14 protein-coding genes are annotated in these 13,255 nt (G+C 70.0%); 3 read left to right on the top strand and 11 right to left on the bottom strand.

Annotated elements, in window-relative coordinates; all coding sequences use genetic code 11:
* Window positions 1-3 precede the first annotated feature (3 nt).
* The gene (locus tag VZL07_RS07115; RefSeq protein ID WP_426754594.1) at window positions 4-1,389 is read right to left on the bottom strand and encodes a sigma 54-interacting transcriptional regulator; all 1,386 of its coding nucleotides are present in this window, start codon (window positions 1,387-1,389) and stop codon (window positions 4-6) included.
* A 335-nt stretch (window positions 1,390-1,724) separates the two neighbouring features.
* Here VZL07_RS07115 and VZL07_RS07110 point away from each other — a divergent pair, with 335 nt between their 5' ends.
* Entirely contained in the window at window positions 1,725-1,919 is a 195-nt protein-coding gene (locus VZL07_RS07110) for a hypothetical protein (protein ID WP_426754593.1), read from the top strand.
* Window positions 1,920-1,979: 60 nt separating this feature from the next.
* On the opposite strand, the gene VZL07_RS07105 is transcribed toward VZL07_RS07110, so the two are convergent.
* A complete protein-coding gene (locus VZL07_RS07105) occupies window positions 1,980-2,294 on the bottom strand; it encodes a molybdopterin cofactor-binding domain-containing protein (RefSeq protein ID WP_426754592.1) in 315 nt (104 codons plus the stop codon).
* Between the two features lie 266 nt (window positions 2,295-2,560).
* Window positions 2,561-3,439, bottom strand: a complete 879-nt coding sequence (locus VZL07_RS07100; protein WP_426754591.1) for an SDR family oxidoreductase — start codon at window positions 3,437-3,439, stop codon at window positions 2,561-2,563.
* Between the two features lie 100 nt (window positions 3,440-3,539).
* Here VZL07_RS07100 and VZL07_RS07095 point away from each other — a divergent pair, with 100 nt between their 5' ends.
* Window positions 3,540-4,364, top strand: a complete 825-nt coding sequence (locus VZL07_RS07095; RefSeq protein ID WP_426754590.1) for a helix-turn-helix transcriptional regulator — start codon at window positions 3,540-3,542, stop codon at window positions 4,362-4,364.
* Between the two features lie 209 nt (window positions 4,365-4,573).
* Here VZL07_RS07095 and VZL07_RS07090 read toward each other — a convergent pair whose 3' ends face one another.
* The 4 genes from VZL07_RS07090 to gstA all read right to left on the bottom strand — a co-directional run bounded on the left by VZL07_RS07090 (window position 4,574) and on the right by gstA (window position 7,213).
* Window positions 4,574-5,650: a UvrB/UvrC motif-containing protein gene (locus VZL07_RS07090; protein WP_426754589.1), complete on the bottom strand. Its 1,077-nt coding sequence runs from the start codon at window positions 5,648-5,650 to the stop codon at window positions 4,574-4,576.
* Between the two features lie 183 nt (window positions 5,651-5,833).
* Window positions 5,834-6,100, bottom strand: a complete 267-nt coding sequence (locus VZL07_RS07085) for a hypothetical protein (protein WP_426754588.1) — start codon at window positions 6,098-6,100, stop codon at window positions 5,834-5,836.
* Window positions 6,101-6,248: 148 nt separating this feature from the next.
* Window positions 6,249-6,608: a VOC family protein gene (locus tag VZL07_RS07080; RefSeq protein ID WP_426754587.1), complete on the bottom strand. Its 360-nt coding sequence runs from the start codon at window positions 6,606-6,608 to the stop codon at window positions 6,249-6,251.
* Complete coding sequence (gene gstA / locus VZL07_RS07075; protein WP_426754586.1) at window positions 6,605-7,213, bottom strand: glutathione transferase GstA; 609 nt, start codon at window positions 7,211-7,213, stop codon at window positions 6,605-6,607. Before gstA ends, VZL07_RS07080 begins: the two co-directional genes overlap by 4 nt.
* Window positions 7,214-7,603: 390 nt before the next feature.
* Between gstA and VZL07_RS07070 the strand changes: the two genes are divergently transcribed.
* Entirely contained in the window at window positions 7,604-8,452 is an 849-nt protein-coding gene (locus VZL07_RS07070) for a DUF1206 domain-containing protein (protein ID WP_426754585.1), read from the top strand.
* A gap of 7 nt (window positions 8,453-8,459) precedes the next feature.
* Here VZL07_RS07070 and VZL07_RS07065 read toward each other — a convergent pair whose 3' ends face one another.
* The 4 genes from VZL07_RS07065 to VZL07_RS07050 all read right to left on the bottom strand — a co-directional run bounded on the left by VZL07_RS07065 (window position 8,460) and on the right by VZL07_RS07050 (window position 13,072).
* Complete coding sequence (locus tag VZL07_RS07065) at window positions 8,460-8,834, bottom strand: hypothetical protein (protein WP_426754584.1); 375 nt, start codon at window positions 8,832-8,834, stop codon at window positions 8,460-8,462.
* Window positions 8,835-9,085: 251 nt separating this feature from the next.
* On the bottom strand, window positions 9,086-10,771 hold the full coding sequence (locus tag VZL07_RS07060; protein WP_426754583.1) for a PAS domain-containing sensor histidine kinase: 1,686 nt from the start codon (window positions 10,769-10,771) through the stop codon (window positions 9,086-9,088).
* A 6-nt stretch (window positions 10,772-10,777) separates the two neighbouring features.
* Window positions 10,778-12,034: a hypothetical protein gene (locus VZL07_RS07055; RefSeq protein ID WP_426754582.1), complete on the bottom strand. Its 1,257-nt coding sequence runs from the start codon at window positions 12,032-12,034 to the stop codon at window positions 10,778-10,780.
* A 114-nt stretch (window positions 12,035-12,148) separates the two neighbouring features.
* Window positions 12,149-13,072 (bottom strand): hypothetical protein, encoded by a 924-nt coding sequence (locus tag VZL07_RS07050; protein ID WP_426754581.1) that lies wholly within the window; start codon window positions 13,070-13,072, stop codon window positions 12,149-12,151.
* Between the last annotated feature and the right edge of the window lie 183 nt (window positions 13,073-13,255).

Genomic DNA, 13,255 nt, shown 5'->3' with positions numbered 1-13,255 from the left:
GCCTCAGGCGAGGCGGGGCGGCGGAGCGCGGTAGTGGTCCAGCTCGAGTCCGAAGTCCTCGATCCACCGGTACACCTGCTGCCGCGAGCACCCGAGGTGCCGGGCGACTTCCGCGACCCTTCCCTGGTACGCGCGCAGGTGGGTCTCCAGCTCCTGGGGGGTGGATTCGACCGCGCGCGCCGGGCGCCGAGCAGGTGGCGGGGACGGCCCCTCCTCCGCTGACGCCACCGCGGGGGCCCCGGCCGTCAGCATCCGTCGCTCCGCCTCCAGCTCGTGCTCCACCTGCATCCCCAGCTTCAGGGGGCCTCCGTCCGAGGCGATGACCGCGATGGAGAGCACGTTGAGCAGGCCCCGCACGTTGAGTGGCCAGTCGTGCAGGAGCAGGGCCTCGGCGAGGCCCACGTCGATGGGCCGGGCTTCGGCCTTCATGCGGCCGAGCAGGTGGCGCGCGAGCGGCGCGATGTCCTCGCGGCGCTCGCGCAGAGGGGGCGTCAGGAGGCGCCACTGGACGAGCCTGGCATAGAGGTCCGCGCGGAAGGCGGCCTGGGTCACCTGGGAGACGAGGTCCCGGTGGGTGGCCGCGAGCACCCGCACGTCGATGGGGACCTCCTGCGCTCCTCCCAGGGCTCGGACCTGCCGCGTCTCCAGCACGCGGAGCAGCTTGACCTGGAGCATGGGGGGCATCTCCCCCAGCTCGTCCAGGAACAGCGTGCCCCCATGCGCCTCGCGCAGGAGCCCGTCCCGGGAGGCCGCCGCGCCAGTGAACGCCCCGCGCACATGCCCGAACAGCTCGCTGTCCAGCACGCTCTCCGCGACGCCTCCGCAGTTGAGCGCGATGAAGGGCCCCTTCCGGCCGCTCCGTTCATGGAGCGCGCGCGCCACGACCTCCTTGCCCGTCCCGGTTTCGCCCAGGATGAGCACGGACTGCTCATGCCGCGCCGCCCGCTCGAGGTCGCGGTGGAGCCGGGTCAGCGCCGCGCTGCTTCCCACCAGTCCGTCGATACGCTGCGCTCCCTTCGGGGCCTCGGAGGCCTCGGCGAAGACAAACAGCGTGTCCCCCATGCGAAGGACATCCCCCCACGCGAGGGCGGCGCGCCCCGTGAGCGGTCGTCCATTGAGCTGGGTGCCATTGTGGCTTCCCAGGTCCTCGACGAACCAGGTCCCCCCGACGTGTTCGATGCGCGCATGGCCACGGGAGAGCCGGGCATCGTCCAGGGCGATCCGGGAGAAGAGGGGGACGCCACGCCCCAGGAGCGTCGCGCCCCTGCCGAGCCCATGACGCTCATCCTCGATGAATGCGTTGCGCGTATAGGCAAGGACGAGCGCCGCTGCTCCGGTTCCGCTTTCAGCAGAGGGGGCGTGCTCGGCGCTGAGGGTATCGTCGGTCATCGTGGCCGCTACCGGTCATATTGCAAGGACTGTGTAAGCCGAAAGACTTGAATATGCGGTGCATCCCCACATTTGTTGATTCTTGGCGTGTGGGGCCAGGCCCCGGGACTGGGACGCCCCGGGGCCTGGAGGAGGTGTCCAGGGCAGCCGCGCTCGGATCTGCAGGTCGCGGATGGACCGGCACCGGGCGCTGGGCCCGAGCCCAGCACGACCACGAGCACCGTCAGGCGCACCATCCGCCGAGTCGCTGTATCCTCGCTGACTCCCCGGGGGACGTCATGAATCGGATGAGGGTGTTCGCGATTGTCATTGCTGTCTTGCTGGCCGGAGCGGCAGTGGCCGTTGTTGTGCTTCGCGGCACCACCCTGGACGGGTTCGGTGACGACTTTGCCTCCGAGCTGGCGCAGCGCCCGAAGTGCTGGGTGAAGGTGGCGACATCGGAGCCGGGGAGGTGCCCTGAAGGCGTTGGTCGCATCCACAAGGGCGAGTGCTACATGGCCAACTGGGCTGCCTGCGCGAAGTACTACTGAAGGCAGGGCCGTGGAGGCGTGGGCGGCGGAGGTGGAGTTGCCACCGTCCCATCGGACAGCTCAGGGGTGAGGGTTCGCGGTACGGTACTCGCGGGGCAACTTCAGGTGGCCCGTGAGGAAGTGCATTGTCGACGACAGGCCGGTGAGCTGGATGACCCAGCGAGGGTCCGCGTCGGCGCCGCGCACGTCGACCCTGTCGAGCGTCAGTCCGAGCTCCTCGGCGACGAGCGCGGCCACGGCCGTGGTGATGCCCTGCCCCATCTCCGTGCGAAGCAGGGGCATGACACCGCGCCCATCTGTCTGGACGGCGAGGTAGGGGCTCGGCGCTGCCGCCTCGGCCTCGGGCATGTCGAGCCCCAGCCGGGCGGCAGTCATCAACGTGGGAGAGGCCGTGACCCACGTCAGGAATCGACGGCGGTCTGGCCCCTCGGGAACGGTCGCGTCTGACTTGAGCGTGTCAGCCGTGGGGCAAAGCCTTTCATGCTCCCAGCGGGGGCGAATGACGCGAACCCGTGCGTTCACCCGGCTGACGCGCTTGCCGTTCGGGGAAGACTGCGCAGTCGCGTCTTCCCCCCGGCCGTCATGCTGCCCAACGAGAGCACGAGGTGCGCATGGAATGGGCCGCGACCGTTTGCTGGGCCTCAATCCTCGCAGTAGCCAGGATGCTCGATGTCCGCCAGCAACGCCGGTCCGTTGGGCTGCCATCCCAGCACCGCGCGCGTGCGTTCACTCGCGGCTGGCATGTCGGCCCCGGCGAAGTCCGCGAACCAGCCGAAGTGCTCGTGGCCTCGAGGCTCGACCGGCACGCCCAGGCGGCGGCCGATGGCTTGAGCAATGTCTCGCATGGCGATGCCCTCTTCCGCGATGGCGTGATAGGCGCGTTCGGTCACGCCGCGCTCCAGCGCCAGTCGATACAGGCGGCCGGCATCCGACACGTGCACGGCGGACCAGCGGTTCAGTCCCTCGCCGATGTAGGCCGAGACGCCCGTCTCGCGCGCCAGCCGGATCAGAATGGGAATGAAGCCGTGGTCACCCAGGCCATGGACAGAGGGGGCCAGCCGCACCGTGGCCGCGCGGATGCCACGCTCGGCCAGCGCGACGGTCGCGAATTCGGAGCGGCGTGGATAGCCAGGGTGGTCCGTGGGCACGTCGGCCTCGGTGGCGACGCGGCCGGAAGCCAGGTGCGCCACGCCGGAGGTCACCAGCAGAGGCTTGTCCGTTCCGGCCAGGGCTTCGCCCAGCACTTCGATGGCGCGCTGGTCCTGTCTGGCGTTGTCGGCGAACTTCGAGAAATCGTGATTGAAGGCCGTGTGGATGACGGCATCGGACCGCGTCGCCGCGTCCGCCAGGCGGTCCAGGTCATCCAGGGTGGCATGCAGCACCTGGACGCCGGTTTGGGCCAGCCGCGCCGCCTTGTCTTTCGAGCGGGCCAGTCCAAGCACCTGGTGTCCGGCCGACAGCAGTTCCTGGACCACCCGGGAGCCGACCCAGCCGGTGGCACCGGTAACGAATACGCGCATCTGCGCCTCCTGTTCGTGTGTGCAGAAGCACTCTGGGCGTGTTGGCCATCCTGTTAAAGTCGAGAGATTATCCAGGTATAACGTTCAACAGGATGGGCTCATGGTTAAGGAGTCTTCGCTCGGCGCCTATTTGCGGGAGCGGCGCGCCCGTCTCGATCCTGTCGCGCTGGGCTATCCGGCCGGCCGGCGACGCACGTCCGGACTGCGGCGCGAAGAGGTAGCCCAGCGGGCCAACATCAGCCCCACCTGGTACAGCTGGCTGGAGCAGGGGCGCGGTGGCGCGCCTTCGGCGCAGGTGCTGGACCGCATTGCGCAGGCATTGATGCTGACCGACGTCGAGCGCGAGCACTTGTTCCTGCTGGGGCTGGGCCGGCCGCCGGAGGTGCGGTATCGGCCCTTTGGAGGTGTCACGCCGCGCTTGCAGCGCGTGCTGGACGCCATGGGCGTTTGCCCGGCGATGGTGCGCACCGCGACCTGGGACATCGTGGCCTGGAATCGCGCCGCGACGGTCGTGCTGACCGACTATGGCACGCTGCCGCCGGATCGCCGCAATGTGCTGCGCCAGCTTTTCCTGAACCCGGGGGCGCGCGAGCTCAATTTCGATTGGGAAGCGGTGGCGCGTTTCGTGGTCGGCGTGTTTCGCGGCGACGCGGCACGCGCCGGGGCGGCTCAGACCGTGCAACCGCTGGTGGATGAGCTCTGCCGTGACAGCCCGGAGTTCGCGGCGATGTGGCGCGACAACGATGTGAGAAGTTTCGGCGAGGGCGTGAAGCGGCTGCGCCACCCCGTGCTTGGCTCCATCGCGCTGGAGTATTCGTCTTTCGCGGTGGATGGCCGGCCTGACCTGACCCTGCTGATCTACAACCCGGTGGAGGAGGCGGATGCGATGAAGATCCGCGGTCTGCTCGAGGCCAAGGGCGCATGAGCGGGATGGGCACCTGTTGAAGGGGCGACGCGGGCCGCCGGACGGCACCGCACACGAGCAGCCGAACGCGGGCGCATCCTCGGGCCATACTTCTCGCGCTTCCGGCGAACAGACCGCCCGATTCGTCGATTGGAGCGAGGGAGCTGACGTCGCCCTGGAGGGTGCGACATCGAAGGAGCAGGGTTGTCAGGCTCGGCTGCCCGCGGTGGTTAACAAGTTGGACACATGGGCCCTGCCGGTTGATAGCGCCCCACGTTCAGCTCCTCGGGGTGCAGGCGGAACCAGCGGGCGATGAGCATGACCTCCTGCGCCTCGTGCGCGCGGAAGCCCAGCGTCTCCGGCTCGGGCCGCTCGAAGATTTCGCGGGCCGTCGCCTCCAGCGCCCGGTGTTGCTCGGGGGTGACGGGCGCGGGCAGCTCCGCGCGCACGCTGCCCCTGCGCACCACGTAGACGCGGTCCTCGCCGCCGTGTCCGGGCACCGGGTACACGAAGGTGAGGCGCTTGAGCATCCGGCTCAGCTCCACCACCCAGCCTCGCATCTGCTCCAGGCGCTCCGCCCTGTCACGCAGCTCCGCGGCGTACTCGAACTGGAGCCTGCGGGCCGCCAGCGCCATGCGCTCTCGCAGCAGCGTCAGCGGTGTGTCGGACGTGCCTTCGAGGAAGGCGCGGGCCTGGACGACGCGCGCGCCGTACTCGGCTTGGGTGCAGCCCGCGGCGCACGGCGCCAGGCAGCGGGAGAGCTGGCCTCGCATGCACAGCGGCTCCTGCTTCAGCGGGAAGAGCTGGCCCTGGTCGGCCAGCCTCATGGGGGTGTCCGCCGCGCAGTCGCGCAGCTCGAGCAGGTCGCTCACCGCGCGCACCACGTCGGACACGGCGCTCCGGCCGTGGAAGGGCCCGTAGTAGTCGCCGCTCTCGCCGTTGACCCGGCCCACCACGCGCAGGCGTGGCACGGCCTCGCGCGTGAGGTGGATGAAGCAGTGTCCCCGGTCGCGCTTGTGCTCCACATTGTAGAGAGGCCGCTGCGCCTTGATGAGCCGGAACTCGTGAAGCAGCGCGGCGAACTCGCTGGGCGTGTACTCCCAGTCGATGCGGTGCGCATGGGCGATGATTTCCGCGGCCTTCTCATGCTCGTCCGCGCGGAAGTAGGACAGCAGCCGCGTGCGCACGCGCACCGACTTGCCTACGTAGAGCACCTCGTCGGACGGCCCCAGCATCCGGTAGACGCCTGGGCGGTTCTCGGCGTGCTCGCGGACGTGCGCGAAGAGGGCGGCGACGCGGGATTCCATGGGACAGCAGGCCCGCACCGTAACCGGTGGAGGAACCCGCTTCCACGGCTCGAGGCGATGCACCACGTCCGCGGCGTGAAGCCGCTCGGGGAGGTGCCTGCCGGGCGCCGTCGCCGCGCCTGCACGCCGACCTGTCCTTCCAGGTCGACGTGCAGGGACGACAGGCGTCAACCCACCGCGAAACTACTCCGCCTGCGCGCTGGGACAGCCGAGGCCTGGGCACTCACAGAAGGTGAACTCGCAGAGCAGCCGCGACTCCTCACACTGCTGCTCTGCCTCGGGCGTCTGCGCGCGCGACATGCAGCGCACGAAGAGCCAGCCACAGTCGCTGCACGCCATCGCCTGGACCTCGCCGTTGTCGCCGACGCCCTGGGGCTCCGCGGCCTCCTCGATTCCTCCGCAGCCCATCAGCAGTCCAACGGCCAGCACTGCTCCGACAAGTCCTCGCATGCGACCTCCTGGTTTTAGTGGATTGCCAGTATATCTGGAGCCAGCCCAGGAGCAGGGGGGCGTGCTTGGAACGCACGGCGTCAACACGCGGCGTGGGGGACGGCGGCCTTGGAGGAAGGCCGCTCGTCCCGTCCGGCGGTGGAACGGACTACGCGGGCTCGATGAAGTTCAGCCGGTAGCCGTCGGGGTCGGTGACGATGAGCTCCCGGGTGTACCAGGGCTGAATCGTGGGGCCGTCCACGGCGGCGCCCTGGGCCTGGGCCCGCAGGAGCACCTCGTCCACGGTGTGCGGTGCCTCGGCCCGGAAGCCGATGAGGACACCCGTGCCGCGTCGCCCCTCCAGCTTCAGCTGCGGCGGAGGGGTGATGAGGTACACGTCCAGCGCGTTCGCCCACCGGAGGTGGACGAAGGGCGGCTCGGCACTCACGCGCTCGAAGCCCAGCGCTTCATAGAAGGCCACCGAGCGCGTGCTGTCCGCGACGAGCAGCTTGACGAAGGCGGTCGTCACTTCGCGAGGCCTTCGGCCTTCAGCGCCTCCTGCACGGAGGGGCGGTCCGCGACGCGCGCGTGGTAGGCGCGCAGCGCCGGGAAGGGCTCGAGGTCCACCTGGGTGTGACGGGTCCAGTTGAGCACCGTGTACAGGTACGCGTCGGCCACGGTGAACTGGTCACCCAGGACGAACGCCTGCTTCGCCACCACGGCCTCCATCACGCCCAGGCGCAGCGCCAGCCTCTCACGCGTCAGGCGCTTGCCCTCGTCCGGGAACGCCGGGTTGAAGAGGGGGCTGAAGCCCTTGTGAATCTCCGTGGAGATGTAGTTGAGCGCCTCCTGGAGGCGGTAGCGCTCCAGGGTGCCGTTGGCCGGGGCCAGCTTCTTGTCGGGGACCTGGTCCGCGAGGAACTGGACGATGGCGGGGCCTTCCGTCAGGAGGCTGCCGTCATCCAGCTGGAGCGCCGGGACATAGCCCTTGGGGTTGATGGCGACGAAGTCCGCGCCCGTCTCCGTCTTCTTGGCGCGGATGTCGACCTTCTCGAGCGTGAAGGTGAAGCCACCCTCGCGAAGGATGATGTGCGGCGACAGCGAACAGGCACCGGGCGAATAGAAGAGTTTCATGGCGCGGATTCCTGCACGACTCCGGCGCCGCGTGCCACGAATTCAGCTGGCGCCAGGGTAGGTGTGGCTCCCGGGTCGTCCTTCACCGGTAGGCTGGTGGACCTCATACACGTCGCACCGGGCCGCGCTGTTCCTGTCAGGCCCCTCGCGCTGAGCTCGCTGCCTGGCGCCTTCGAGCATGTCGTCTTCGCCGTCTACGAACACCGGGGCGATGGACCCAACCTGCGTGCGTTCCAAGCGCGCTTCGGTTGAGGCGGACCCTTGTCCAAAGGGACTGGGCGGCCGGCCGGGCGAGCGCCCGTTGGGGAGCGGCATGGCCATGTGCATCGTGTCCTCTCGGTTGCGGCAGGTGGCCCTGGAGCAGGTGGCACCGGAAAGGAACGACGAGGCATGGCGACCGGGACGTTGCGTCGGCCCGACATCCAGCGGGTGACTCGGACAGGACGGGAGGCGAGCCGGAGCGGCGTGGTGTGGGCGGCCCGGGCGGGCTACACCGCGCGTGCGGCCGTCTACGCGGTGATTGGCGTGTTGGCGTTGATGCTGGCCGCGGGTGAGGGAGGCCAGACGACGGACACCCACGGCGCCGTCGAGGAAGTGGCGCGCCAGCCCTTCGGCTCGGTGTTGCTCGTGCTGCTGGGAGTGGGGCTGCTGGCCTTCGCGCTCTGGCGCTTCGCGCAGGCCGCCTGGGATTTGGAAGGCAAGGGCCGCTCCGGCAAAGGCGTGGCGGCGCGGGTGGGCATGGCGGGCAGCGGGGTGCTCCACGCCAGTCTCGCGCTCACCGCGTTCAACGTCTTCCAGGGCCGCGATGGCGGTGGCGGCGGCAACCAGAGCCTCACCGCGAAGCTGCTGTCCCAGCCCTTCGGTCAGGCCCTGGTCGTCCTCGTGGGCGTGTCGGTGATGGCGTTCGCCGGTTACCAGCTCTACCGGGCCTGGAAGGGGCGCATGCTGGAGAAGCTGTCGCTGTCCGGACTGGCCGCGCGCAGGCGGACCGAGGTCGAGCGCATCTGCAAGGCCGGTGTCGCCGCGCGGGGCGTGGTGTTCCTGCTGGTGGGCTGGTTCTTCATCCAGGCCGCGCTGCGAGCGGACCCGGGAGAAGCCGGGGGCCTGGGCGAGGCACTGGGGACGCTGGCGGCGCAGCCCTTCGGACCCTGGCTTCTGGGCGTGGTGGCGTTGGGGCTCGTCGGGTACGCCGTCTACCAGCTCTGCGCGGCGCGCTACCGGCGCATCCCCACGCCCTAGCGCGCGCTCAGACGCGGTGCTGCAGGTGCGGAAGGGTGGACGTGAGCAGCGCCTCGGGAGCCACCTGGCCCTGCGTCCCCACCAGTGGGGGGTAGGCGTCGATGGGCGCGGCGCAGCCCACCACGAAGTCCGCGGCTTCGCGCAGCCTGGCCAGCGCGAAGTCCGTGCAGTGGATGGTGATGACGGGGAGGAACCCCGGCTCGCTGAGCCACTTCACTCCGTCCGACAAGTCATGGGCGCTGACGAAGCGTTGCACCGCGTCGCGCAGCTTCCGGCTCTCGTCCATGGCGGACTGGAGGCCGCTGCGCCGGTCCCGCTGGGGCGCGGGGACGTAGGGCGCCAGGTCATCCTCGCGCGGCATGATGATGCTCTCAACCCACATGCGAGCGCCTCCAGGCGGAAGGCCGGCGCGAGCATGCATCAGGCGCATGCGGCATCCGCCGGGCATCGAACCGTGACTGCATGATGCACGAGTTTGGCAAGCCCCGGTTCATTGATGGCGCCATGTCCTTTCCGGAAGGCGTCAGGGTGTAAGAAATCGGAGGGTGAGCGGTTCGAGGCACGTGGCGCAGCCCCCGCATGTGTTCAAGCGTGGATGTCACACCCTCCCCGCGAGGCGGGAGGTCGCAAGACCTACCGCGGCAACTCCACCACGAAGGCGGCCCCGCCACCGGGCGCCTCCTCCACGTGGACGCGGCCGCCGTGTGCCTCGACGATCTGCCGGACGATGTGGAGCCCCAGGCCCAGGCCGCCGCGCCGCTGGGCGTTGTCGCCCTGGGTGAACCGCTCGAAGACGCGGTCGCGGTCCGCTGAGGGGATTCCTGGGCCACTGTCCTGCACCCTCAAGCGGATGACCTGCGGCTCACACGTCAGCGACACCTTCACGGGCTTGCCCGCGCCGTAGCGGAAGGCGTTGCTGAGCAGGTTGCTCACCACCTGCTCCATGCGCAGCCGGTCGAAGCGCGCCTGCGCCGGAGTGTCCACGTGCGCGTCCAGGCGCACCCCCGCCAGCCGTGCCTCCTCGGTGAAGCGGGAGACGACGTCCGTCACCACCCCTGACAAGTCCCCATCCGCGAACTGGAAGTCCAGCTTCCCCGTCTGGATGCGGCTGACGTCCAGCAGGTTGTCCACCAGCGCGCCCAGCCGCCGGAGCTGACGCTCCGTGTTGTCCAGCTTCCCGGCGACCTTGTCCGAGCCGAGCACTTCCGTGGGCGCGGTGGTCCCCAGCCGCCGCAGCGTCTGGACCTGGAGCCGCAGCGAGGTCAGCGGCGTGCGCAGCTCATGGCTGGCCATGGAGAGGAAGTCGTCCCGCGTGCGCACCGCTTGCTGCAGCGCGGCCTCCGTCTCCTTCAGCGCGGTGATGTCCAGGATGGCGCCGCGCACCACCGCCACGTCGCCGCTGGCGTCCCGAATCACGCGCGCGCGGCTGGTGAGCCAGTGCCAGCTGCCATCCGGCCAGCGGGTGCGGAAGGTGGAGGTATAGGCGTCCACGTGCTGGGTGAAGATGGAGGAGACCTGCGCCTCCACCTCCGCGCGGTCCTCCGGGTGGATGGAGGCGAGGAACTTCTCGTGCGTCCACTCCGCCTGGGGCTGCGCGTAGCCGTAGAGCCGGTCATGCGCCTCGGAGCGGAACACCTGGCCGGTGACGAGGTTCGTCTCCCAGACGGCCATCTGTGCCGAGTCGAGCGCCACCTGGAAGCGCTCACCCAGCTGGCGGTAGCGCTCCTCGATGCGTGCCACCTCGCTCTCGGCGAGCTGGCGCTGGGTGATGTCGGCGGCCAGCACCCACGTCTCGTCGCCCACCACGCGGACCGTCACCTCCAACCAGGTCCGCGACGGCAACTCCGCGAGGAAGCGTCCGCCCTCGCGCGCGGTGAGCGCCGTCATCAGCCGCTCATGGAGCGCCGTGCCCGCCAGCTCGGGCTGGGCGAGCCAGGGCTCGCGGCCTCGTACCTGCTCGGCCGGCAGGCCCAGCAGGGCGGCGGCGCGCGCGTTCAGCTCGCGCACGCAGCCGCGGGCGTCGAGCGTGAAGAAGGCCTCGCCCATCATCTCCTGCAGCACGCAGAGGCGGGCCTCGGCGGACAGGCCGGCTTCGTCGGCGGCGTGAGCGGGCAGCTCGGTGGAGGGGGCGTGCTCCGAGGAACGACCGGGCTCGGAAGACGGAGCAAGTCTCATGGGGGCTGGGAAGGTCTCCCGGCCATCCGGGGGCGTCAAGCCATCTGGCGCGTCGCTCGCGGCGGCATGCGACGCATCAGAGGCCTCGCGAGGCCTGTCCCGCCGTCCCCGTTTCCGGCCCCCCCCAGGCCCCGACTCACCCATGCGCGCTCAGCCTCCGTTCGCTGCCGCCGTGGGGTCCACCAGGGGTTCAGGCATGACCCAGAGCGCCGTGGGCTGAAGATAGGCCGCGTCGAATGCGAAGAGGATGCCCGTCCAGCGGTCCCAGAAGACGGCCCAGTTGTACTCAGTGGGCGGCGAGGTGAGCGGGTTGCCGTCCCGGTCCGGCTGGCTGTAGGCGAAGTCCGCATAGGTCCACGTCATCGTCCCGAAGTCCGTGGACAGCAGCGGGGTGATGGCGCGCAGCAGCTCGACGCGTGACACTTCGTCCGGGCGCTGGACGGCGGGCGAGAAGACGGGCTGGGCCATGTCGTGCTGCTCGCGCCAGGCGATGTAGTTGTTGCCCATGGCAATCAGCGCATCGCGCGCGGCCGGGGTGGGCGCCAGGCGGGCCTCCTCGTACAGCGCGAAGGCCGCCACCAGCAGGCTCTTCCAGTGCATACCCGGGAAGAGGGTGTCGAACTCGAACGGGCGGGGCGTGTCGAAGGCGTGGGCGAGCGCGTAGTCATACGCCAGCCGGGACTGGGCGGGCACCGCGTCTACCAGTGTGAACTCCGTCAGCACGCGCTCGGGCGTCACCACGCCCGCGCTGGCGCGCCAGTTCATGTAGAGGCGCCCGGAGCCGCCGATGTCATTGAAGATGGCGAGGTTGCTCTCGTTCAGCGTGCGCTCCAGCGTGTCCACCACGCGCTCCGCCTTGTCGAGCGGGTGCCAGCCGGGGGCGCTCGCGTAGAGCGCGGCGAAGCGGGCCGCGGTGGCGAGCAGCGTGCGCGGGTCCAGCAGCGCCGCGGCGTTCAGCGCCGTCGTGAGCGAGGCGAGCGAGGCCGCCGCGTCGAAGGGCAGGCCGGACAACACCAGCTGCAGGCCCAGCTGCTCCACGGACAGGTGCAGGTGGGCCGACAGGCCGACGCGGCCCAGCGCCTGCTGGAGCGACAGCGAGGGCTGACCGCGGGCGGCGCGGATGATGCTCCGGGCCAGCGACGCGCCGAGCAGCCCTTCGCCTCCGGTGCGGGAGGCGTGTGGCGCGAAGACGAACCAGTTGGGCCGCACGGCGCTGGCGCCGCCCGGGGTGAGGTTGGGGTCCAGCAGGCCACCAATGTCATAGGCCAGCTCGATGTAGCCCGCGGTGATGCGGTTGTTGTCCTCCAGTGGCGTGGTCTGGGCGTGGGAGGGGAAGGCCAGCAGCGCGCTCGCGACGAGCAGCGCGCAGGGCAGGCGCAAGAGGAGGTGGGCAGGGAGGAGGTGCATGGGAGCGAACCGCCAGGGCAAGGGGTTCCAGGGAAGTAGTCACGCCCATGCACCTTCCAATGCATTCCGCGGGCAGCGCGTGGCGAAGCGTCTACCAGCGGACGCTCGCGCCGCTCAGGGGCAGGGGCCGCAATCCAGTGCGCAGCTGTCGTACCGGCTGGACGTGCCGCATTGCTCGGTGGCCTGGCACACGCCGTCCCCACATTCCTTCACATCCGCGGGCGACAGGCGCGTGGTGATGGGGAGGTAGGTGACGCCGTCGAGCGTGCAGGACTCGTAGAAGAGGCCGCTGGCGTCCAGCGCGCAGTGCGACGCGCAGGCGCCCACGTACACCATTGGCGCGCAGGGGACTTGCGCCTCCGTGCCGTCGTGGAGCAGCCCCGCGCAGGCGCGTGAGGTGCTCTCCTGGGGGCCCAGCGGCGCGCGGTCCGCGCCAACGTGGATGCCTTCGTCCAGGAAGAGGTTGCCGAAGAAGCACGACTCCTGCCGGGAGTAGGTGGAGAGCTCGCCCGCAGTGTACGGGATGACGTTGCCCATGCCGTCGCGGCCCAGGACGGAGATGAGCAGCGACTCACCCAGCCGGTTGCCATGGGCCGCGAGGCAGGCGGAGACGACCTGCTGCTCGGCCAGCGTGGCCGCGGCGCCCGAGGCCCAACCCGGGGCCAGCCCCAGCCCGCCCTCCCAGGTGTACTGCAACCCGGTGGAGGGTGACGTGTAGCTGCGCGTCTGGCCCGCGGGCACCGCGCAGCGGACCACGTAGCGCATCGCCATGTCGGCCAGGGTGGGGTTGGCCTGGAACCACGTGGAGAAGGCCGTCGACGACAGGCCATTGAAGGACAGCCCGTTGAACGACAGCCCGTTGAACGACAGGCCGTTGAACGACAGGCCATTGAAGGACAGTCCGTTGACCGACTCCTGTGGTTGCGCCCGCACGCCCGCGGGCGGCGGTGCCTCCGAGGTCATGGGCTCGCAGCCGACCAGGCCCAGTGTCGTCACGGCGAGCATCGGCAACGTCTTCGAAAACAGTGTCTTTTTCATCGACTCCCCAAGTGGGTCCAGGTCGCCGGGAGGCTCGCGGTGCGAGTGCCCGGGCGAGGCCATTTCGAGGAGTGCGGGCATGAGGCGGGATGGCCGGCGCGCAAAATTGCGCCACCAATGCGTGCGGTCAACCGGCACCCCCGGGTGATGTTTGCAGTCACGGACAGTCGATGCCTGCCGGGA

It is taken from the genome of Pseudomyxococcus flavus (genome assembly GCF_050038885.1).
Taxonomy (GTDB): Bacteria; Myxococcota; Myxococcia; order Myxococcales; family Myxococcaceae; genus Myxococcus; species Myxococcus flavus.
The sequence above is the reverse complement of the archived record's forward strand: the minus strand, read 5'-3'. Positions and strand labels throughout refer to the sequence as shown.